Raw genomic sequence first — 21,627 nt, 5'->3', positions numbered from 1 at the left:
CGGACTTCAGCCTTCTTCCTTGGTGTCCCCGCTGTGCCGGCTGTTCCCAACCTAATTGATCAGCGGTGAAGAGGACTGAAGGCGTCCGCAGTGCGAACCGGTCCGGCGGGAGGCCCGGGGCCCGTCCCTCCGGTCCTAGATCTCGCCCCGCAGTTTGGCGAGCGCCTCGGCGAGAATGGCCTCGCCGTCCGCGTCACTGCGCCGCTCCCGCACATAGGCGAGGTGGGTCTTGTAAGGCTCGGTGCGCGGCGGGTCCGGGGGGTTGTCGCGGTCCTGCCCGGCCGGGAATCCGCAGCGGGGGCAGTCCCAGGTATCGGGCACCTGCGCGTCGCTTGCGAAGCTCGGCTGTGTCTCGTGCCCGTTGGAGCACCAGAAGGAGATGCGCAGCCGCGGCGCGGACTCGCCGCGCTCGGCCTCGCCCATCGGCCCCGCCCCGACCCGGCTTCCCCGGATCGCGTTGCCACTTGCCACGGTCGTAACTCCCTGCGTGATGGTGCCGCGAAGCGAGTCGGCGTTCCGCTTCGCCGCGAGCGCCTCAGTCTACGTAAGGCCCAACGCGCGTCCAGTGGTAGGAGTTACCTGCCCCCGCTTCCAGACGCAAGCCCCATGATAGGCCGCGCTCAGCTGCGCGTACCGTACATGGGGCCTTACGCGGGGAATGCGTGGGTGATTGCGGGCGGATTGCGCCCTCGGCTCAGTTGCTGACCTTCATCATGATGCCGAGCACGACGATGCACGCGAACCAGAGCAGACCGATCACGACGGTGATCCGGTCGAGGTTGCGCTCGGCGACCGAGGAGCCGCCGACGGAGGACTGCATGCCACCACCGAACATGTCGGAGAGGCCGCCGCCCTTCCCCTTGTGCATCAGCACCAGCAGCATCAGCAGCAGGCTGAAGACGATCAGGGCGATGGAGAACCCCAGAACCACGGCTGGACCAACTTCCTCGGATGCGGATGGACGACGCGGGGCCCAGCACAGGACTGGACCCCGCAAGGGTACGACGAATCGTCGTTACCGCATACTCACTGGTCGCGGAAACGAATGATCTTGACGAACTCGTCGGCGTCCAGCGAGGCACCGCCGATCAGGGCACCGTCGATGTCGGCCTGCGCCATGATCTCGGCGACGTTGCCGGACTTGACCGAGCCGCCGTACTGGATCCGGACCCGGTCGGCCAGCTCCTGGGTGTAGAGCTCGGCGATCCTGCCGCGGATGGCGGCGCAGACCTCCTGGGCGTCCTCGGCGCCGCAGACCTTGCCGGTGCCGATGGCCCACACCGGCTCGTAGGCGATCACGATCGTCCCGGCCTGCTCGGCCGGGAGGTCCTTCAGGCCGCCCTCGACCTGGGCGAGGGTGTGCGGGACGTGGTTGCCCGCCTCGCGGACCTCCAGCTCCTCGCCGACGCAGAGGATGGGGGTGATGCCGTGCTTGTAGGCGGCCTTCACCTTGGCGCCCACGATCTCGTCGGTCTCGGCGTGGTACTGGCGGCGCTCGGAGTGGCCGATCGCCACGTAGGTGCACTTCAGCTTGGCCAGCATGGGGCCGGAGATCTCGCCGGTGTAGGCGCCGCCGTCGTGCGCCGAGATGTCCTGGGCGCCGTACTTGATCTTCAGCTTGTCGCCGTCGACCAGGGTCTGCACGGAGCGCAGGTCGGTGAAGGGCGGCAGGACGGCGACCTCGACGGCCTCGTAGTCCTTGTCGGCCAGGGCGAAGGCGAGCTTCTGGACGTGGGCGATGGCCTCGAGGTGGTTGAGGTTCATCTTCCAGTTGCCCGCCATCAGCGGCGTACGGGTGGTCATTGAGGGTCAGTCCTCCAGTGCGGCGAGGCCGGGGAGCGTCTTGCCCTCGAGGTATTCGAGGGAGGCGCCGCCTCCGGTCGAGATGTGGCCGAATGCCTGCTCGTCGAAGCCCAGGGTACGGACCGCCGCGGCGGAGTCTCCGCCGCCCACCACGGTGAATCCCGGGGAGTCGACGAGGGCCTGGGCGACCGCCTTGGTGCCCTCGGCGTAGTCGGGGTGCTCGAAGACGCCCATGGGGCCGTTCCAGAAGACGGTGGCGGCGTCGGCGAGCTTCGAGGCGTACAGCTTGCGGGTCTCCGGACCGATGTCCAGGCCCATGTGGCCGGCCGGAATGGCGTCCGCGGCGACGGTGGTGGGGTTGGCCGACGCCTTGGTCTTCATGTCGGGGAACTCCGCGGCGACCAGCGTGTCGACCGGCAGCACCAGCTCGACGCCGTTCTTCCCGGCGCGCTCCAGGTACTCGCGGACGGCCGGGATCTGGTCCTCCTGCAGCAGGGACGTACCGATCTCGTGGCCCTGGGCCTTGAGGAAGGTGTACGCCATGCCGCCGCCGATGAGGATGCGGTCGGCCTTGCCGAGCAGTGCGTCGATGACGGCGAGCTTGTCGGAGACCTTCGCGCCGCCGAGGGCGACGACGTAGGGACGCCTGACGTCGTCGGTGAGCTTCCTCAGCACGCCGACCTCGGTGGCGATGAGGTACCCGGCGTAGTGCGGCAGGCGGGCCGGGAGGTCGAAGACCGAGGCGTGCTTGCGGTGCACGGCACCGAATCCGTCGCCCACGTACACGTCGGCGAGGGCGGCCAGCCGGTCGGCGAACTCGCCGCGCTCGGCGTCGTCCTTGGACGTCTCGCCGGCGTTGAAGCGCAGGTTCTCCACGACCGCGACCTGCCCGTCGGCGAGGCCCGCGACGGTGGCGCCGGCGGACTCGCCGACGGTGTCGGTCGCGAAGGCGACGTCGGCGCCGAGGAGTTCACCGAGGCGCGCGGCGGCCGGGGCGAGCGAGAAGGCGGGGTCCGGGGCACCCTTGGGACGGCCCAGGTGCGAGGCCACGACCACGCGGGCGCCCGCCTCGGCGAGGGCCTTGACGGTGGGCAGCACGGCGCGGATGCGGCCGTCGTCGGTGATGGTGGTGCCGTCCAGCGGCACGTTGAGGTCGGCGCGGACGAGGACCCGCTTGCCCGCGACATTTTCGGAGAGGAGTTCGTCGATCGTCTTCATAGGGGCTCCCTGGCTAGAGCTCGTGTTCGCTCGTGATCGCTCGTGATCGAAAGGGGGCGACCGTTCCGATACGTGCGTCAGGGCTCGGACAGCGCGTTGCCGCGCCGGCCGAGCCCTGCACTCATATCAGGCCGCCTGCTCCACGGTCAGAGCTGGTTGCCCACGAAGACCGTCAGGTCGACGAGGCGGTTGCTGTAGCCCCACTCGTTGTCGTACCAGCCGATGACCTTCACGTTCTTTCCGTCCTGGACCATGGTCAGGGAGGAGTCGAAGGTGCAGGACGCCGGGGCGTTGACGATGTCGGAGGAGACGATCGGGTCCTCGGTGTACTCGAGGATGCCCTTCAGTTCACCCTCGGCGGCCTTCTGGAAGGCGGCGTTGACCTCTTCCTTGGTCACCTCACGGCCGAGCTCCAGCACCAGGTCGGTGACCGAGCCGGTCGGCACCGGCACGCGCATGGCCATGCCGTCCAGCTTGCCCTTGAGCTGCGGGAGCACCAGGGCGGTGGCCTTCGCGGCACCGGTGGTGGTGGGGATGATGTTCTCGGCGGCGGCACGGGCGCGGCGCAGGTCCTTGTGCGGGAAGTCCAGGATGCGCTGGTCGTTCGTGTACGCGTGCACCGTCGTCATCAGACCCTTGACGATGCCGAAGTTCTCGTCGAGGACCTTCGCCATCGGCGCCACGCAGTTGGTGGTGCAGGAGGCGTTGGAGATGACGTGGTGGTTCGCCGGGTCGTACTGGTCGTGGTTGACGCCCATGACGAGGGTGATGTCCTCGTTCTTCGCCGGGGCGGAGATGATGACCTTCTTGGCGCCGCCGGTGATGTGCTTCTCGGCGTCTTCCTTCTTGGTGAAGATGCCGGTCGACTCGATGACGATGTCGACGCCCAGCTCGCCCCACGGGATGTCGGCGGGGTTGCGCTCGGAGAGGACCTTGACCGTCTTGCCGCCGACGGTGATGGTGTCCTCGGTGTGCGAGACCTCCTGCTTGAGGCGGCCCAGGATGGTGTCGTACTTCAGCAGGTGTGCCGTGGTCGCCGTGTCACCCAGGTCGTTGACGGCCACGATCTCGATGTCGGCGCCTTGTTCCAGCAGTGCGCGGAAGTAGTTGCGACCGATGCGGCCAAACCCGTTGATGCCTACGCGGATCGTCACGAACCGATCTCCTCGTTGGTACGCCGGCTGTGACGCCGGCGAGCTGTATTTGGGATGTCCCCGACCACTGTCGACCCTACCTCTCCGGGGCCCCGGTCGTGACATCGAGTTGCCCCATACCCGGCAGGGCGGTTCGTACCCGCCAGTAGGGTACGGACCGCCCTCCCCGGCGGACCCTTCTCACCCCATTTCGCCACGGATCGCCGGTCTCCGTGGGCGTGCGGTGTCACCCGTCGAGGGCGGCCAGCGCCTTCCCCAGCAGTGCGGACCGGTCGGCCGCGGAGGCCAGGTGCTCCAGGCCGAAGCCCAGCAGCACGGTGTCGTCGGTGGTGACCGCTCCATGGGTCCGGAACAGCACTCCGGTGCGTGTCCAGTCCTTCAGGACGGCCGGGCTGCCCGCGGGCGGTCCGGACGCCTTCCAGACGCCGAGGGAGGTCTCGAAGCCCTCGGTCCCGGTGGCCGTGCCGCCGACCACGAGGGAGGCCTCGTCGGCGAGGACGCCGTGGCCGCCGCTGCCCGGGTCGGTGACGTAGGCGATCGAGACCTCGACCGTCCTTCCGGCGTAGGCGCTCAGGTCGAAGTCCACCTGCTGCCAGCCGCTGGAGGACCCGGTGAGACTGTTCCAGGAACCGGTGGTGCCGGTCGCGGCGCAGCCGTCGTCGGCGAGGGTCAGGTAGTGCTCCAGCCAGGGGTGCTCGCCCAGGTAGAACCCGGCCGCGCACTCGGCCGGCACGGTGGTGCGGGTCGCTCCGCCGGCCTCGGGCAGGGTCGTCCAGTCGTCGGCGCCGGCGGTGTGCGCCTCGACGACGACGTGGTCGTAGCCCGGCTCGGTGTCCCACAGCAGCTGGGTGCGCAGGGTGGGCCGCTCGGCGGCGGCGACACCGGTGAGGTCGACGGTGCGGGTGAGGCGCTTGTAGCCGTCGTCGGTGTGCACGGCGGCCGCCATGTACGAACCGGCGTAGGGCCCGTAGGGGTTGACCGTCCCGGAGAACTGTCCGGCACCGGCGCTCGCGAACCGCGGATACTGCTCGGCGGGCAGCTCGTCGGAGGTGACGCCGTAGGTGCCGGCCCGGTCCAGCGGGTTGCCGGGCGCGTCGCCGAGCGGGCCGGTGAAGCCGCCCAGAGCGCCGGAGCCGGTGAAGGCGGTGGCTCCGGGGGTCGAGGTGCGGCTGTAGGCACCCAGGTAGTACTGGCTGAAGTCGTCGGACAGGGTGCCGCCGCCGAGGTCGACGCTGCCGCCGGCCTGCTCCCCCGCCTCGATCAGCCGGCCGCCCTCGTTGAGGAAGGCCCGCAACTGGAGTTGGGTGGCGACGCCCGGGGCGCCGGCACCGGTGTGGTGCACGACCGTGCGGAAGTGGCTCAGCACCCCGAGCGCGTCCGGGGCTCCCTGCTCGGCGACGTCCCAGACCGCCGCGCGGCGGCCGTTGGCCCTCAGCGCGTCGACGTACTTCTGCGTCCCGGTGGACTTCGTGCCCTCCTCGGAGACGACGAGGACGTCCGCGCGGGGCCGCTCGGCGACGGTGTAGGTGAAGTGCTCGCTGGAGACCTTCCTGCCTCTGCGGTCCTCGCCGGTGAACCACACCTCGACCTCGTCGCCGGGCCCGCCGCGCCTCACCTCGGCCCGGTACTCGTCGAAGTGGAGGTTGTCCTCACCGCCGTACCGCTCGCCGCCCCGCCAGCGCCTGAGGTCCACGTCGTGCGTCCGGCCGCCGTTGACCCGGTACTTCAGCTCCTTGTCGCGCACGGCCCTGCGGGCGACGACGGAGACCTCCTGGCCGGCGCCGCGCGCGTACGACGTGCCGAAGGCGGCCGGGGTGAAGTCGGCGGCCTCCAGGCCGACCGAGGAGGACGGCCGGTCGGGGTGGGCGGCGGACTCGGCGACGGAGAGCGCGAACGGGACGTTCTTGGCGAACTCCTGCTGGATCAGCTTCTCGTCGTCGGGGAAGTTGAAGCCCGAGCGGCAGTCGCCCGGGTTCCACTCGTCGTCCGGGTCGGCCTCGGACACGGTCTGGCAGGTCGACATCTCGGGGGTGAACATCGCCATGCCGTTGACGTTGGCCGCGTGGCCGTCCGCCTCGCCGTTGGTGGTGTACAGCTCGGAGGAGAGCTGCGGGTGGTAGCCGGGGATCGCGGAGTTGCCGGGTGTACCCGCGAGGGCCTCGTGTAGGACGTCGTCGGGGGTCGGCGTGGCCACCTGCCAGCCGACCCCGTAGAGGAGGAGTTCGGCGGCGGAGTGGTAGTTGATGCCGTAGGTGAAGCCGATGCGCTTCTGGAAGGCGTCGATGGCCTTGGTCTCGGGCTCGGAGCCCGGGCCGGCGCCGCGGTAGGTCTGGCTGGTGGGGCTGGGGGACGATCCCTCGTCGTCGTAGCCCCACTTGTAGGGGAAGTTGCGGTTGAGGTCGACGCCGTCGCCGGTGCCGATGACGCCGTCGCCGTTGACGTCCCGCAGGTTCTTGCGCCACAGGCGGTTGTCGTCGTCGGCGAAGGTGTGGTCGTAGCCGTCGGGGTTGGCGGAGAGGACGAACCACAGCTCGGTGCTGTCGACGATCCTCCTGGTCCGCCTGTCCGTCCTGTACGTGTCCAGGTAGTGGTGCATCAGCCGCCGCGTCATCTCCGGGGTGATCCACTCACGCGCGTGCTGGTTGGACATGTAGAGGACGGCCGGCCTGGAGCCGTCCTCGGTCTGCCTGGCCTTCCTGGTGAGCTTCAGGGCGAGGATGTCCTGGCCCCTGACCGTCCTGCCGATGGAGACGACCTTGGTGAGGCCGGGGTGCTCCCGCGCGGTGCGGAGGATCTCCTCCTTGATACCGCCCTCGCCGCCGTACGGGCGGAACACGCCCTCGGCGGCGTCCTCGACGCGGTTCTCCGCCCGGGCGGAGAGGGTGTGCTCGGTGAGGTCGACGCCCTGCTTCTCCAGCTTCTCGGCCTGTCCCTCGGTGAGGTACACCTCGACGGTGGCGGTGCCCCTGCCGGGCACCCGCTCGCCGAGCTCGTGGCCGTCCTGCCCCGCCGCCAGAAGCAGGGGCACCTGCTGCTGGGTGACGTCGGCGCGGAAGACCTTGACCTCCTCCGAGCCGGAGGCCGAGGGGGTTGCTGGCTGTGCCTGGGCGATGGGTGCGAAGCCCGCTCCGCCGATCAGGAGCGTGCCGACAGCGAGGATCGATCTCGCTCTGTGTCTCATGAGCCCCCCAGAGAGTGGTCCGCCACAGCAGCGAACAGATGCCAGGCTCATGACACAACATGATCGAGTCAAGGGTGCCGCCACGACACACGCGAACGGCGCCGGTCACCCAAGTGGACGCCGGCGCCGGTGCTCTGATCGGCCGTCAGCCGACGAGGTTGTCGGCCAGTTCCTCACTGAGATTGGCCTCCGTGCCCGGGATGCCGAGGTCGGAGGCGCGCTTGTCGGCCATGGCCAGCAGTCGCCGGATCCGGCCGGCCACGGCGTCCTTGGTGAGCGGCGGGTCGGCCAGCGCGCCAAGCTCCTCGAGGGAGGCCTGCTTGTGATCCATGCGCAGCCGGCCGGCCGCGGCGAGGTGCTCGGGGACGTCGTCGCCGAGGATCTCCAGCGCGCGCTGGACCCGGGCGCCGGCCGCCACCGCCGCGCGGGCCGAACGGCGCAGGTTGGCGTCGTCGAAGTTGGCCAGCCGGTTCGCCGTGGCCCGCACCTCGCGGCGCATCCGGCGCTCCTCCCAGGCCAGCACCGACTCGTGCGCGCCGAGCCGGGTGAGCAACGCGCCGATCGCGTCGCCGTCGCGGACCACCACGCGGTCCACGCCGCGCACCTCGCGCGCCTTGGCGGCGATGTGCAGCCGGCGGGCGGCGCCGACCAGGGCGAGCGCGGCCTCGGGGCCGGGGCAGGTCACCTCCAGGGAGGAGGAGCGGCCCGGCTCGGTGAGCGAGCCGTGGGCCAGGAAGGCGCCGCGCCATGCCGCCTCGGCGTCGCAGGTGGCCCCCGAGACCACCTGCGGCGGCAGACCGCGGATCGGCCGGCCCCGGCCGTCGACCAGACCGGTCTGGCGGGCCAGCTGGTCACCGCCCGCGACCACCCGGACGACGTAGCGCGAACCGCGGCGCAGTCCGCCCGGGGCCATCACGATCAGTTCGGAACCGTGGCCGAAGATCTCCAGGATGTCCCGCTTGAGGCGGCGGGCCGCCATCGCGGTGTCCAGCTCCGCCTCGATCACAATGCGCCCGCTCACCAGGTGGAGGCCGCCGGCGAACCGCAGAATGGCGGAGACCTCCGCCTTCCTGCAGCAGGTACGGGTGACGGGGAGCCGGCTGATCTCGTCCTTCACCGCTGCCGTCATCGCCATGGGCCGATCCTTCCATGCATCCGAAAAATACGGTCGTACGCGGCGGCCAACAGCTCCGGGTCGTGCCGGGGGCTTCCGTCGGGCCGGGCCACCGGGGCCAGCTCGACCGCGGCGCCGAACCGCTTGGCGGCGTCGGTCAGCGAGTCGCGGTCGGGCACGGCGGCCTCGTCGGCCAGCACCACGTCCAGGGCGAGTTTAGGGGCGTGTCGTCCCAAAACCTCCAAATGACGCTGCGGAGAGAAGCCCTCGGTTTCTCCCGGCTGCGGCGCGAGGTTCAGCGAGAGTACCCGGCGCGCCTTCGTCTCGACGAGCGCGTCCAGCAGCTCGGGCACGAGCAGATGCGGGATGACCGAGGAGAACCAGGAACCGGGCCCGAGCACCACCCAGTCGGCGTCGAGGACCGCGTCCACCGCTTCGGGGACGGCGGGCGGGTCGTTCGGCACGAGGTGCACGGACTGCACCTCGCCCGGGGTGAGGGCGACCGTGGCCTGTCCGCGGACGGTGTCGACCTCCTCGGGCCGCTCCGGGTCGTGGCCCCTGACCAGGGCCTGGAGTTCCAGTGGCACGGCGGACATGGGCAGCACGCGCCCGTGCGCGCCGAGCAGCCGGCCCACCAGGTCCAGCGCCTGGACGTGGTCGCCGAGCTGCTCCCACAGGGCGACGATGAGCAGATTGCCGACCGCGTGCTCGTGCAGGTCGCCCTGGGACTGGAAGCGGTGCTGGATGACCCGGGCCCAGGTCTGGCCCCAGTCGTCGTCCCCGCACAGCGCGGCCAGGGCCTTGCGCAGGTCGCCGGGCGGCAGCACCCCCAGCTCGTCGCGCAGGCGTCCGCTGGAGCCGCCGTCGTCGGCGACGGTGACCACGGCGGTGAGGTCGCCGGTGATCCGGCGCAGGGCGGCGAGCGAGGCCGACAGGCCCATGCCGCCGCCGAGGGCGACGACCTTGGGCTGGGTGCCTCTGCGGCGCGGTCTCGCGCCACGGGTCTCGACCGGCCGGCCGGCGCGGCCGTCGGGGACCGCTCTGCGCAGCCGGCTCAGCCGCGGAGTGCGTCGCGTCATTCCCGTCCCATGTCCCGGTGGACGACCACCGTCTCCACGCCCTCGGCGGCGAGCCGGGCGGCGAGCTTCTCCGACATGGCGACCGAGCGGTGCTTGCCGCCGGTGCAGCCGACCGCGATGGTCACGTAGCGCTTGCCCTCACGGCGGTAGCCCGCGGCGACCAGCCGCAGCATCTCGGCGTACCGGTCGAGGAACTCCTTGGCGCCGGGCTGGTTGAAGACGTACGACGCCACCTCCTCGTTGAGGCCGGTGTACGGGCGCAGCTCGGGGACCCAGTGCGGATTGGGCAGGAACCGCATGTCCACGACCAGGTCGGCGTCGACCGGGAGGCCGTACTTGAAGCCGAAGGACATGACGGTGGCGCGCAGCTCGGGCTCCTCCTCGCCGGCGAACTGGGCGTCCATCTTGGCGCGCAGCTCGTGCACGTTGAGACTGGAGGTGTCGATCACCAGGTCGGCGTCGCCGCGCAGCTCGCGCAGCAGCTCCCGCTCGGCGGCGATGCCGTCGACGATCCGGCCGTCGCCCTGGAGGGGGTGCGGGCGCCGCACCGACTCGAAGCGGCGCACCAGGGCCTCGTCGGAGGACTCCAGGAAGACGGTCCGCCGCGTCACTCCCCGCGCGTCGAGGTCGGCGAGGGACTCGCGCAGATTGTCGAAGAAGCGGCGGCCGCGGACGTCGACGACGACCGCGATCCGCGCCACGTTGCCCTGGGAGCGCGCGCCGAGCTCCACCATGGTGGGGATCAGCGCGGGCGGCAGGTTGTCGACGACGAACCAGCCCAGGTCCTCCAGACACTTCGCGGCCGTCGAGCGGCCGGCCCCGGACATGCCGGAGATGATCACCAGCTCGGGGATGCCCGCCTCGGGCACCCCGGAGTTCTCCTTGCCCGTCTTCACCTGTGCTCCGTCGTCCTGGGGGGCGCTCCCGAGCGTGCCGTTCCCGCCGGTGTGCTGCCGCGCCCCGTCCTGTTCCGTCACGGGCCCTGTCTCGTGCTCCGTCATCGCTCCTGCCCCCGTCGTTCGTCCGGGGCGCCCGTGGACACGGGCTCCCCGGGAGAACCCGTCGCCTGCCCGGGTTCTTCCGTGTCATCCATGATCTCGCCCGTCGCCGTGTTCACGGCGGGGGCGGGTGCCGCCTGTGCGAGGGCCCCGGCGATGGTCTCGGCCGTCTTGCGGCCTATGCCCGGAACCTCACAGATCTGCTCGATTGTCGCCGATCGCAGCTTCTTCAACGAGCCGAAATGCTTGATCAGCGCCTGCTTGCGGGTCCCGCCGAGGCCCGGCACGTCGTCCAGGGGGCTGGACCGGAAGCGCTTGGCACGCTTGGAGCGCTGATAGGTGATCGCGAAGCGGTGCGCCTCGTCACGGACCCGCTGGAGCAGGTAGAGGCCCTCGCTGGTGCGCGGCAGCACCACCGGGTCGTCGTCCCCGGGCAGCCAGACCTCCTCCAGCCGCTTGGCGAGACCGCACACCGCGATGTCGTCGATGCCGAGCTCGTCCAGCGCCCGCTGGGCCGCCGCGACCTGCGGGGCGCCGCCGTCGACCACCACGAGCTGCGGCGGGTAGGCGAAGCGCCTGGGGCGGCCGTCGTCCTCGGTGAGGGTGCTCGCGGGCGGCTCGCCGAGGCCTCCGTCCGATTCCCCGGCAACGGGGTCCTCGCCGTCGGTCCACTCCCCCGTCCGCTCCTTCTCCGCGAGGTAGCGCCGGAACCGGCGGGTGATCACCTCGTGCATGGAACGGACGTCGTCCTGCCCCCCGAAGCCCTTGATCTGGAAGCGCCGGTACTCGCTCTTGCGGGCCAGCCCGTCCTCGAAGACGACCATGGAGGCCACCACGTCGTCGCCCTGGAGGTGCGAGATGTCGTAGCACTCGATCCTCAGCGGGGCGCTGTCCAGGCCCAGGGCGTCGGTGATCTCCTCCAGCGCGCGCGAGCGCGTGGTGAGGTCGGAGGCGCGCTTGGTCTTGTGCAGCACGAGCGCCTGCTGGGCGTTGCGCTCCACGGTCTCCATCAGGGCCCTCTTGTCGCCGCGCTGCGGGACGCGCAGGGAGACGCCGGAGCCGCGCCGTCCGGTCAGCCACTGCTGGACCGGCTCCACCGGGTCCGGCAGGGCGGGGACCAGGACCTCCCGGGGGACCGCGTCGCCGGTCTCCTCGCCGTAGAGCTGCTGCAGGGCGTGCTCGACCAGGGCGCCGGTGGTGATCTCCTCGACCTTGTCGGTGACCCAGCCGCGCTGGCCTCGCACGCGTCCGCCGCGGACGTGGAAGATCTGGACGGCCGCCTCCAGCTCGTCCTCGGCGACCGCGATCAGGTCGGCGTCGGTCGCGTCGGCGAGCACGACCGCGTTCTTCTCCATCGCCTTCCTCAGGGCGCCGATGTCGTCGCGCAGGCGCGCCGCCCGCTCGTACTCCATCTCCTCGGCGGCCTCCGCCATCCGCTTCTCCAGACGGCGGAGGTAGGTGCCGGTGCGGCCGGCCATGAAGTCGCAGAACTCCTCGGCCAGTTCCCGGTGGTCCTCGGCGGGTATGCGGTCCACGCAGGGCGCCGAGCACTTGCCGATGTAGCCCAGCAGACACGGGCGGCCGGTGCGGGCGGCGTTCTTGAAGACGCCGGCCGAGCAGGTGCGCACCGGGAACACGCGCAGCATCAGGTCCACGGTGTCGCGGATCGCCCACGCGTGCGCGTACGGACCGAAGTAGCGGACGCCCTTCTTCTTCTGACCGCGCATCACCTGCACGCGCGGGAACTCCTCGTTCATCGTCACCGCGAGGTACGGGTAGCTCTTGTCGTCGCGGTACTTGACGTTGAACCGGGGGTCGTACTCCTTGATCCAGGAATACTCCAGCTGGAGCGCCTCGACCTCGGTCGACACCACCGTCCACTCCACGGACGCGGCCGTGGTGACCATCGAGCGGGTCCGCGGGTGCAGCCCGGCCAGGTCCTGGAAGTAGTTCGCCAGGCGCTGGCGCAGGCTCTTCGCCTTTCCGACGTAGATCACCCGGCGGTGCTCGTCGCGGAACCGGTAGACCCCCGGCGAGTCGGGGATCTCACCCGGTTCGGGGCGGTAGCTGGAGGGGTCGGCCATGTCTCACACCCTACTGGCGGGGACCGACACCGCGGCGGGCCTGTGGACACCGGGCCCCGGGCGGGCCCGGATGGGTTACGGCGGCCGGGAAGCGGGAAGGTGGGGGGTCCGTCCTCCGGACGACCGGAGCACGGTCACGGAGGCGGCCACGAGGGCGGTCACGAGTCGGAGGACGGTCGGATGATGCGACGGACGCGGATCGAGAAACCACGACGGCCGGCCCGGTCCCGCCGGTACGCGGACGAGACGGCGGCGCTCGTCGAATCCCTCGACCCGCGCGATCCGGACATCGTGCGCGCGAAGCGCCTGCGGCCCCGTCTCCAGGAGCCGGACGGCGCCTCAGGCGCGTAGAGCCGGACGAAAACCGCATCACGGTACGTGCCCCGGGGGCCGTACCGGCCCTCGGGCCGGTACGGCCCCCGGCGGGTGTGCGCCGCCGTGGGGACTCAGGTGTTGTCGGGACTTGGTCAACACGCTTCAATGCGGGGGAACTCGGGGCCCTGAACGACGGCGTACGGATGTGAAGGCTCCGCCGCGCCGACGGGGGTGGGCTCCGGGATGCCCCGCGCGAACGGTCTGACCAGCCGTTGTGGACATTCACAGAAAGGCCCCTGCATGCCGCACGCCACACAGCACGCGGACGTCGCCACCGCGGAACTGGACTCGGCCCTGCGCGGCGGACCGTTCCACGTCGCCCTGCGCGCCGCGATAGCCGCGCGAGGGCTGCCGCTGCAGCGGGTGCAGCACCATCTGTCGCGCCACGGCGTGAAGGTCGGCGTCACCAGTCTCAGTTACTGGCAGCAGGGCGCCCGCCGCCCGCAGCGCCCGGAGTCACTGCGTGCCGTACGGGCGCTGGAGGAGATCCTGCAGCTGCCGGAGGAGTCGCTGATCCGGCTGCTCGCCGCGTCGGACGGGCGCGCCGCGGACCGGCGCTCCCCCGGCCGGTCCTACCGCTCCCTGGTGGAGGCGTCGGGCGTGCTGGACCGGCTGCTGGCCGAGTTCGGCACCCCGCGCGACGGTGGGCTGCACACCCTCGGGCATCACGAGCGGGTGCGGATAGGGACGCGCCGCGAGCTGGCGGAGCGCGAGTCGCACCACATCGTGCGCGCGCACCGGGACGGTGTCGACCGCTATGTGGCCGTGCACCACGGCGACCCCGGTTCCGCGCCGGAGCGGATGAGCGTGCACGCCCTGGAGAACTGCCGGACCGGCCGCGTCCGCCGGCACCACGAGACCGGGGTGCTCGCCGCCGAGCTGCTCTTCGACACCCGGCTGCGGGCCGGTGACACCTTCCTCTTCCGCTACGCCGTCGAGGACGGCACGGCCGGCGTCTCACGCGAGTACGTGCGCGGGGCGGACTCCCCCGGCGGCCAGTACGCGCTCCAGGTGTGCTTCGACTCCGGGGTGCTCCCGGTGCGCTGCCACCGGTTCACCCAGCATTCGGCGGCGGCGCCGCGCGGGGGGCGTCAGGAGCTGCCGCTCAGCGGGCGGCACCGCTCGGTGCACCTGGTGGAACCGCGTGTGCGGTCGGGCTACGTGGGGATCTCCTGGGACTGGGACTGACCCGCTCAGGTCTGCGGCCCGGCGACCATCGTGCCGTTCCTCACCTCGACGGTCAGCGGCACCAGGGGGGCCACGGCCGGCTCGCGCAGCACCTTGCCGGTGGTGACGTCGAACTCGCTGCCGTGACAGGGGCAGATCAGCTTCGTCCCGTCCAGCTTGTTGATCGGGCAGCCCGCGTGCGTGCAGACGGTGTTGTACGCCTTGAGGGTGCCGTCGCCGCTCCGGCTGACCACGACGTTGTGGTCCCGGTACAGCTTCGCGCCGCCTTCGGCGACCTCGCTCTCGGGGCCGAGCTCGACGGGCTCGCTCAGCGGGGCGGACCTGTCGTCGCCGCCCTCGCACGCGGTGAGGCCCAGTCCTGCGACGGGGGTGAGGGCCGCGCCCCGCAGGACGGTACGGCGGCTCGCGGCGGGTCGGGCGGGCATGAGGGCTCCACTGGCGGGACGGTGTGGACGGGGTCACCGGCGACGATACCGGGGGTGGCCGTGCCGCCTGCGACCGCCCCACCACGCCCGGCCGCGCTCTCCCCCTCGGTCCGCATCAGTCCTCATCCGTCCGCGTAAACGCTTGCGCAAACGTTTACGCCCACCCATCGGATGGGGTACGGTCCCCACCCAGTACGTGAGCGCACCGGCACCCGAGGAGAACGCACGATGGCCACCATGGTGGACGTGGCGCGGCGCGCCGGTGTCTCGGTCGCCACCGTCTCGCACGTGCTGAACGACACCCGGCCGGTGCTGCCCCGCACCCGTCAGGCGGTCCTGGACGCGGTCGAGGAGCTCGGCTACACCCCGAACACCCTGGCCCGCTCCCTGGTGACCTCCCGGACCCGGTCGATCGGCCTCGCGGTGTCGGCGATCAGCAACCCGTACTTCACGGAGATCCTGCAGGGCGTCGAGGCCGCGGCCCTGGAGCACGGCTACAGCCTCCTGATCGCCGATCCGCACGACGACCCGGCCCACGAGCGCAAGGTCGTCCAGCTGCTGCATGAGCGCCGTGTGGACGGCATGATCGTCGCACCCTCCGCGCGGCCGCGGGAGCTCCTCGCCTACCTCGGGCGCCACCGGGTGCCCGCCGTGTTCCTGGACCGGCTGGTCGACGCGCCCGGGGACGTCGACGGACCGCGCTTCGACCAGGTCTGCGCCGAGAGCGCCGGACCGACGGCCCGCCTGGTCACCCATCTCGCCGGTCTCGGACACCGCCGCATCGCCCTGGTCGCGGGGCTGCCGGGGCTCAGCACGACCACCGAGCGGATCACCGGGTACCGGCACGGACTGGCGGCCGCCGGTCTGCCGTACGACGAGCGGATCCTGGTGCACGGCGACTCCGCGTCGGCGGGGGCGGAACGGGCCACCGCAGGCCTGCTGGCCCTCGGTTCGCGTCCCACCGCGCTGGTCACCGCCAACAACGCCATGACGATCGGCGCGCTGCGGGCCCTGCGGGCCCACGGGCTGTCCGTGCCCGGGGACATCGCCCTGTGCTGCTTCGACGACTTCGCCTGGGCGGACCTGTTCTCACCCCGCCTGACGGCAGTCGCCCAGCCCAGCAAGGACATCGGGGCCCGCGCCGTGCACATGCTCCTGGACCGCCTCGCCGCGCCGGACCGCCCGGCGCGGACCGAACGGCTCCCGTGCGCCTTCGTGCACCGGAATTCCTGCGGCTGCCCGGATGAACGGCGACGGCCAGGGGATTCCGATCGGCCGTAGCATCCCGCGCACCCCGAGTCCCGAGCCCTCCGAGAAAGGACCTCTCTCGTGATCGTCGTAGCCGGTGAGGCACTGATCGACCTGGTACCGCGGGGCGCGGGCGCGCTCGCGGCGCTGACGCCCGCACTCGGCGGCGGCCCCTTCAACACGGCGGTGGCGCTGGGCCGCCTCGGCTCCCCCGCCGCCTTCTGCTCCCGGGTGTCCCGTGACGCCTTCGGCGAGGCGCTGCTGGAACGGCTCCGGGAGACCGGGGTGGACGTGGCGTCCGTGCAGCGGGGCGACGAGCCGACGACGCTCGCCGTGGCCACCGTGGGCACGGACGGCTCGGCGGCGTACTCCTTCTACGTGGAAGGGACCGCGGACCGGCTCTTCACGGCGCCCGCGGCGTTGCCCGCCGGCACCCGCGCGGTCTCCTTCGGAACCTGCTCACTCGTGCTGGAGCCGGGAGCGAGCGCCTACGAGGAGCTGATGCGCACCGCGTCCGCGCGGGGCGTGTTCACGGCGCTTGACCCCAATGTCCGGCCCGGGCTGATACCGGATCCCGGCGCCTACCGGGCCCGGTTCAGGAGCTGGCTGCCGTCGGTGTCGCTGCTGAAACTGTCGGAGGAGGACGCCCAGTGGCTCGGCGGGGCACCGCGGGAGTGGCTGGCGGCAGGTCCGGCGGCGGTCGTGGTCACCCGGGGCGGCGACGGGCTGACCGTGCTCACCCGCGAGGGCGAGGAGTACTCCGTACCGGGTGAGCGGGTGCGGGTGGTGGACACGATCGGCGCCGGCGACACGGTGAACGCGGCGCTGCTGCACGGCCTGGCGGCCCGTGACGCGCTCAGTGAGGAGGGCGTGGCCGCACTGGGGTCGGAGGGCTGGAAGGGTCTGCTCGGTTTCGCGGCGCGCGCGGCGGCGGTCACCTGCTCCCGTGCGGGCGCGGAACCGCCGTACGCGCACGAGCTGGAGCCGGAGGGCTCCTGACGCACGCGCGCGCCGTGCAGCACGGGGCGTGGGCCCCGGCGGCACGGCGCGTGCGTGCGGGCCGCGCCGGTCAGGACTTGGTCGCGCGTGTCGTCTTCTTCGCGGTGGCATTGGTGGCCGTCTTCCTGGCCGCGGCACCGGCGACGGTCTTGGTGGCCGTCTTCCTGGCGGCGGAGGTGGCGGCGGCCGTCTTCTTCGCGGCGGTCCTGCGCGGGGCCCGCACCTGGGTGGCGTCGCTGACCCGCTCCGCGCCGAGGATCTCCCGCAGGAACTTGCCGGTGTGGCTGGCCGGAACGCCCGCCACCTGCTCGGGCGTGCCCTCCGCGACGACCAGACCGCCGCCGGAACCGCCCTCGGGGCCCATGTCGACGACCCAGTCGGCGGTCTTGATCACGTCGAGGTTGTGCTCGATGACGATGACCGTGTTGCCCTTGTCGACCAGGCCGGACAGGACCGTCAGCAGCTTGCTGATGTCCTCGAAGTGCAGACCGGTGGTCGGCTCGTCCAGGACGTAGACCGTGCGGCCGGTGGAGCGCTTCTGCAGCTCGCTGGCGAGCTTCACGCGCTGTGCCTCGCCGCCGGACAGGGTGGTCGCGGACTGGCCGAGGCGGACGTAGCCGAGGCCGACGTCGTTGAGCGTCCTGAGATGGCGGGAGATCGCCGGGACCGCCTCGAAGAAGTGCATGGCCTCTTCGATCGGCATGTTCAGCACGTCGGCGATGGACTTGCCCTTGTAGTGGACCTCCAGGGTTTCCCGGTTGTAGCGGGCGCCGTGGCAGACCTCGCAGGGGACGTACACGTCCGGGAGGAAGTTCATCTCGATCTTGATGGTGCCGTCGCCCGCGCAGTTCTCGCAGCGGCCACCCTTGACGTTGAAGGAGAAGCGGCCCGGCAGGTAGCCGCGGACCTTCGCCTCCGTCGTCTCGGCGAACAGCTTGCGGACGTGGTCGAAGACACCGGTGTACGTCGCCGGGTTGGAGCGCGGGGTGCGGCCGATGGGCGACTGGTCGACGTGGACGACCTTGTCGACGAGGTCGTCGCCCTCCACGCGCGTGTGCCGGCCGGGGACGCTGCGGGCGCCGTTCAGCTCGCGCGCCAGGTGCGTGTAGAGAATGTCGTTGACCAGCGTGGACTTGCCGGAGCCCGACACACCGGTGACCGCGGTGAACACGCCCAGCGGGAAGGACACGTCGATGTCCTGCAGGTTGTTCTCGCGGGCGCCGTGCACCGTGAGCCGGCGCGAGGGGTCGTGCGGCCGGCGGATGTCGGGCAGCGGGATGGCCTTCTTGCCGGCCAGGTACTGGCCGGTCTGCGACTCCGCGTTGGCCAGCAGCTCCTTCAGGGAGCCGCTGTGGACCACCTTGCCGCCGTGCTCGCCGGCGCCGGGGCCGATGTCGACGATCCAGTCGGCGACCTTGATGGTGTCCTCGTCGTGCTCCACGACGATGAGCGTGTTGCCCATGTCGCGCAGCCGGACCAGGGTCTCGATGAGACGGTGGTTGTCGCGCTGGTGCAGGCCGATGGACGGCTCGTCGAGGACGTAGAGCACGCCGACGAGTCCGGAGCCGATCTGGGTGGCCAGGCGGATGCGCTGGGCCTCGCCGCCGGAGAGGGTGCCCGCCGCGCGGTTGAGCGAGAGGTAGTCCAGGCCGACGTCGACCAGGAACCGCAGCCGTTCGTTGACCTCCTTGAGCACGCGCTCGGCGATCTTCTTTTCCCGTGCGGTGAGCTTCAGCTCGCCCAGGAAGTCCGCGCAGTCGCTGATGGACATGCCGGAGACCTCGGCGATCGACTTGCCCATGACCGTGACGGCGAGGACGACCGGCTTGAGCCGGGTGCCCTCACAGGTGGGGCAGGGCACCTCGCGCATGTAGCCCTCGAAGCGCTCCCGGCTGGCGTCGCTCTCGGCCTCGCTGTGCCGGCGCTTGACGAAGGGGACGGCGCCCTCGAAAGCCGTCGTGTACCGGCGCTCTCGCCCGTAGCGGTTGCGGTACCGCACCTCGACCTGGGTCTTGTGGCCGTGCAGCAGGGCCTTCCTGGCGCGCTGCGGCAGCCCCGCGAAGGGGATGTCCGTACGGAATCCCAGCGCGTCCGCGAGGGCGCCGATCAGGCGGTCGAAGTAGTCCCTGGTGTGGCCGTGCGACCACGGGTGGATGGCGCCCTCGTCGAGGCTCTTGTCCGGGTCGGGGACGATGAGCTCCGGGTCGACCTCCATGCGCGTGCCGATGCCGGTGCACTCGGGGCAGGCGCCGAAGGGCGAGTTGAAGGAGAAGGAGCGGGGCTCCAGCTCCTCGAAGGACAGGTCGTCGTACGGGCAATACAGGTGCTCCGAGAACATGCGCTCGCGCTCGGGGTCGTCCTCGGGGAGGTCGACGAAGTCGAGCACGACCATGCCGCCGGACAGTCCGAGGGCGGTCTCCACGGAGTCGGTGAGCCGGCGCTTGGCGCTGTCCTTGACCGTGAGGCGGTCGACGACCACCTCGATGGTGTGCTTCTCCTGCTTCTTCAGCGTGGGCGGCTGGGAGAGCTGGACCGTCTCGCCGTCCACCCGCGCGCGGGAGTAGCCCTTGGTCTGGAGGTCGGAGAAGAGGTCGACGAACTCGCCCTTGCGCTCGCGCACCAGCGGGGAGAGCACCTGGAAGCGGCTGCCCTCGGGCAGTTGCAGGACCCTGTCGACGATGGCCTGCGGCGACTGCCGGGAGATCGGGCGGCCGCACTCGGGGCAGTGCGGCTTGCCGATGCGCGCGAAGAGCAGACGCAGGTAGTCGTAGACCTCGGTGATGGTGCCGACCGTCGAGCGCGGGTTGCGCGAGGTCGACTTCTGGTCGATGGAGACCGCCGGGGACAGACCTTCGATGAAGTCGACGTCCGGCTTGTCCATCTGGCCCAGGAACTGCCGGGCGTACGAGGAGAGCGACTCCACGTAGCGCCGCTGTCCCTCGGCGAAGATCGTGTCGAAGGCCAGCGAGGACTTGCCCGACCCCGACAGGCCCGTGAAGACGATGAGCGAGTCGCGCGGGAGATCGAGCGAGACGTTCTTGAGGTTGTGCTCGCGCGCTCCACGGACGATGAGACGGTCGGCCACGCCGGTCCGCACCTTTCTTGAGAGAAGTGACAGGGGCGGGGCCCCCGTCCTTCTCAGACTAGGGGGAGCCACTGACAACGCCGGTTCGGGTTCACGGGTTGTCAACAATCCCCGGCTCTCCAGCATGCCCGACGCCGCACCCGACCATATAGCACGTGCATTCGATTTAGCGTGCCGGTTCACCACCTTCACCCGAAGGTGTGACGGGACTAGGGTCAGCACCATGATTGATCACGCTGATGACCTGGCGTCTGTACAAGCCGCTACGGAGCGGCTGCTCACCGCGGTCGGCACCCTGGACAACGCGGCTGTGACCCAGTCGTCACGCCTGCCCGGCTGGACCCGCGGCCATGTCCTGGCCCACCTGGCCCGCAACGCCGACGCCCTGCTGAACGTCCTGGAGGGACGTCCCATGTACGTCTCCGGCGAGGCCCGGGACGCCGACATCGAGCGGGGAGCCCCGCGTCCCCTCGACGCGCACCTCACCGACCTGAGGGAGAGCGCGGAGCGCTTCCGCGCGGCGGGCGCGGCACCGGCGGACTGGTCGCGCACGGTGGAACTGCGCAACGGTGTCACCGACCGGGCGGAGCGGGTCCCGTTCCGGCGGTGGGCCGAGGTGGAGCTGCACCACGTGGACCTCGGGATCGGCTACGAGCTGGAGGACCTGCCGGAGGACTTCACGGAGCGGGAGATCGACTTCCTCGCGGCGCGGTTCGCCGGTCACCGGGACGTTCCGCCGACCGCCCTGGCCACCGCGGACGGCAGGACCTGGACGACCGGCGGCGGGGCGGACGGCGGCCCGGTCGCGGTCGAGGGGACACCCGCCGACCTGCTCGGCTGGCTCGCCGGCCGCCGGGACGGCTCCGGCCTGGCGGTGAAGGGCGGCGGCCTTCCGTCGCTTCCCCCGCTGTAGGACGCCGGGGAGCCCGGACGCCGGGGCCCGGGTGCCGGGACGACCGGCGCGGGTTCCGGCGATAGGCTGACGGCCATGACGTACAGCGGTCGGGTGACGGTCGGCGGCCCAGCCGACGTGCACGAACTCAAGGACCTGATGATCACCAAGATCGCGGTCGGCCCCATGGACAACAACGCCTATCTGCTGCGTTGCCGGGCCACCGACGAGCAGTTGCTGATCGACGCGGCCAACGACGCGAGGACCCTGCTGGGCACGATCGGTGACGACGGCATCGCGTCCGTCGTCACCACCCACCGCCACGGGGACCACTGGCAGGCGCTCGCCGAGGTCGTGGCGGCCACCGGCGCCCGCACCCACGCGGGCCGGGACGACGCCGAGGGCATCCCGGTGCCGACCGACGTACTGGTCGACGACGGCGACGTCATCCGCGTGGGACAGGTGGAGCTCACCGCCCGCCATCTGGCCGGGCACACCCCCGGCTCGATCGCCCTCGTCTACGACGACCCCCACGGGCATCCGCATGTGTTCACGGGGGACTGCCTGTTCCCGGGCGGTGTGGGCAACACCCGCAAGGATCCGAAGGCGTTCGCCCGTCTGATCCACGATGTGGAGACCAAGATCTTCGGCGTGCTCCCGGACGAGACCTGGGTCTACCCCGGCCACGGCAACGACACCACCCTGGGCGCGGAGCGCCCGCATCTGCCGGAGTGGCACGCGCGGGGCTGGTAAGGGCGCGGGCGGACCGTGAGGAGGGCCCGCC

Annotated in this window: 18 protein-coding genes; 6 read left to right on the top strand and 12 right to left on the bottom strand. The window is 71.3% G+C overall.

The genetic code is table 11. The features are described from left to right. Positions 1-135 precede the first annotated feature (135 nt). The 10 genes from F1615_RS23300 to uvrC all read right to left on the bottom strand — a co-directional run bounded on the left by F1615_RS23300 (position 136) and on the right by uvrC (position 12,631). Positions 136-471, bottom strand: coding sequence for an RNA polymerase-binding protein RbpA (locus tag F1615_RS23300; protein ID WP_003957010.1), 336 nt, complete (start codon positions 469-471; stop codon positions 136-138). 223 nt (positions 472-694) lie between these two features. Continuing rightward, positions 695-931, bottom strand: a complete 237-nt coding sequence (secG, locus tag F1615_RS23295; RefSeq protein WP_149551005.1) for a preprotein translocase subunit SecG — start codon at positions 929-931, stop codon at positions 695-697. A gap of 95 nt (positions 932-1,026) precedes the next feature. Beyond that, entirely contained in the window at positions 1,027-1,803 is a 777-nt protein-coding gene (tpiA, locus tag F1615_RS23290; protein WP_149551004.1) for a triose-phosphate isomerase, read from the bottom strand. Positions 1,804-1,809: 6 nt separating this feature from the next. Then, on the bottom strand, positions 1,810-3,021 hold the full coding sequence (locus F1615_RS23285) for a phosphoglycerate kinase (RefSeq protein WP_149551003.1): 1,212 nt from the start codon (positions 3,019-3,021) through the stop codon (positions 1,810-1,812). A gap of 146 nt (positions 3,022-3,167) precedes the next feature. Further along, positions 3,168-4,175 (bottom strand): type I glyceraldehyde-3-phosphate dehydrogenase, encoded by a 1,008-nt coding sequence (gene gap, locus F1615_RS23280; protein WP_149551002.1) that lies wholly within the window; start codon positions 4,173-4,175, stop codon positions 3,168-3,170. A gap of 226 nt (positions 4,176-4,401) precedes the next feature. After that, complete coding sequence (locus tag F1615_RS23275) at positions 4,402-7,356, bottom strand: M14 family metallopeptidase (protein ID WP_149551001.1); 2,955 nt, start codon at positions 7,354-7,356, stop codon at positions 4,402-4,404. A gap of 145 nt (positions 7,357-7,501) precedes the next feature. Then, positions 7,502-8,491, bottom strand: a complete 990-nt coding sequence (whiA, locus tag F1615_RS23270; protein WP_149551000.1) for a DNA-binding protein WhiA — start codon at positions 8,489-8,491, stop codon at positions 7,502-7,504. Continuing rightward, on the bottom strand, positions 8,482-9,549 hold the full coding sequence (locus F1615_RS23265) for a gluconeogenesis factor YvcK family protein (RefSeq protein WP_149550999.1): 1,068 nt from the start codon (positions 9,547-9,549) through the stop codon (positions 8,482-8,484). Before F1615_RS23265 ends, whiA begins: the two co-directional genes overlap by 10 nt. Then, the gene (gene rapZ, locus F1615_RS23260; protein ID WP_149550998.1) at positions 9,546-10,550 is read right to left on the bottom strand and encodes an RNase adapter RapZ; all 1,005 of its coding nucleotides are present in this window, start codon (positions 10,548-10,550) and stop codon (positions 9,546-9,548) included. The genes F1615_RS23265 and rapZ overlap by 4 nt, the downstream gene beginning before the upstream one ends. Next, positions 10,547-12,631 carry an excinuclease ABC subunit UvrC gene (gene uvrC, locus F1615_RS23255; protein ID WP_149550997.1) on the bottom strand — a complete coding sequence of 695 codons (2,085 nt, stop codon included), beginning with the start codon at positions 12,629-12,631 and terminating at the stop codon, positions 10,547-10,549. The genes rapZ and uvrC overlap by 4 nt, the downstream gene beginning before the upstream one ends. A 180-nt stretch (positions 12,632-12,811) precedes the next feature. Here uvrC and F1615_RS35685 point away from each other — a divergent pair, with 180 nt between their 5' ends. Then, positions 12,812-12,982, top strand: coding sequence for a hypothetical protein (locus F1615_RS35685; RefSeq protein ID WP_167533827.1), 171 nt, complete (start codon positions 12,812-12,814; stop codon positions 12,980-12,982). 264 nt (positions 12,983-13,246) lie between these two features. Continuing rightward, positions 13,247-14,194 carry a hypothetical protein gene (locus F1615_RS23245; RefSeq protein WP_149550996.1) on the top strand — a complete coding sequence of 316 codons (948 nt, stop codon included), beginning with the start codon at positions 13,247-13,249 and terminating at the stop codon, positions 14,192-14,194. A gap of 5 nt (positions 14,195-14,199) precedes the next feature. Here F1615_RS23245 and F1615_RS23240 read toward each other — a convergent pair whose 3' ends face one another. Next, the gene (locus tag F1615_RS23240) at positions 14,200-14,619 is read right to left on the bottom strand and encodes a Rieske (2Fe-2S) protein (RefSeq protein ID WP_149550995.1); all 420 of its coding nucleotides are present in this window, start codon (positions 14,617-14,619) and stop codon (positions 14,200-14,202) included. A 228-nt stretch (positions 14,620-14,847) separates the two neighbouring features. On the opposite strand from F1615_RS23240, the gene F1615_RS23235 reads away from it, so the two are divergent. Both F1615_RS23235 and F1615_RS23230 read left to right on the top strand, forming a co-directional pair. Continuing rightward, a complete protein-coding gene (locus tag F1615_RS23235; protein ID WP_149550994.1) occupies positions 14,848-15,900 on the top strand; it encodes a LacI family DNA-binding transcriptional regulator in 1,053 nt (350 codons plus the stop codon). 48 nt (positions 15,901-15,948) lie between these two features. After that, positions 15,949-16,866 (top strand): carbohydrate kinase family protein, encoded by a 918-nt coding sequence (locus tag F1615_RS23230; RefSeq protein WP_149550993.1) that lies wholly within the window; start codon positions 15,949-15,951, stop codon positions 16,864-16,866. Positions 16,867-16,936: 70 nt separating this feature from the next. On the opposite strand, the gene uvrA is transcribed toward F1615_RS23230, so the two are convergent. Further along, positions 16,937-19,951: an excinuclease ABC subunit UvrA gene (gene uvrA, locus F1615_RS23225; RefSeq protein ID WP_149550992.1), complete on the bottom strand. Its 3,015-nt coding sequence runs from the start codon at positions 19,949-19,951 to the stop codon at positions 16,937-16,939. 223 nt (positions 19,952-20,174) lie between these two features. On the opposite strand from uvrA, the gene F1615_RS23220 reads away from it, so the two are divergent. Beyond that, entirely contained in the window at positions 20,175-20,864 is a 690-nt protein-coding gene (locus F1615_RS23220; RefSeq protein ID WP_149550991.1) for a maleylpyruvate isomerase family mycothiol-dependent enzyme, read from the top strand. Between the two features lie 75 nt (positions 20,865-20,939). Beyond that, positions 20,940-21,596 carry an MBL fold metallo-hydrolase gene (locus F1615_RS23215; RefSeq protein ID WP_149550990.1) on the top strand — a complete coding sequence of 219 codons (657 nt, stop codon included), beginning with the start codon at positions 20,940-20,942 and terminating at the stop codon, positions 21,594-21,596. Positions 21,597-21,627 lie beyond the last annotated feature (31 nt).

The organism is Streptomyces marokkonensis, assembly GCF_008312835.1.
Classification (GTDB): domain Bacteria; phylum Actinomycetota; class Actinomycetes; order Streptomycetales; family Streptomycetaceae; genus Streptomyces; species Streptomyces marokkonensis_A.
The sequence above is the reverse complement of the archived record's forward strand: the minus strand, read 5'-3'. Positions and strand labels throughout refer to the sequence as shown.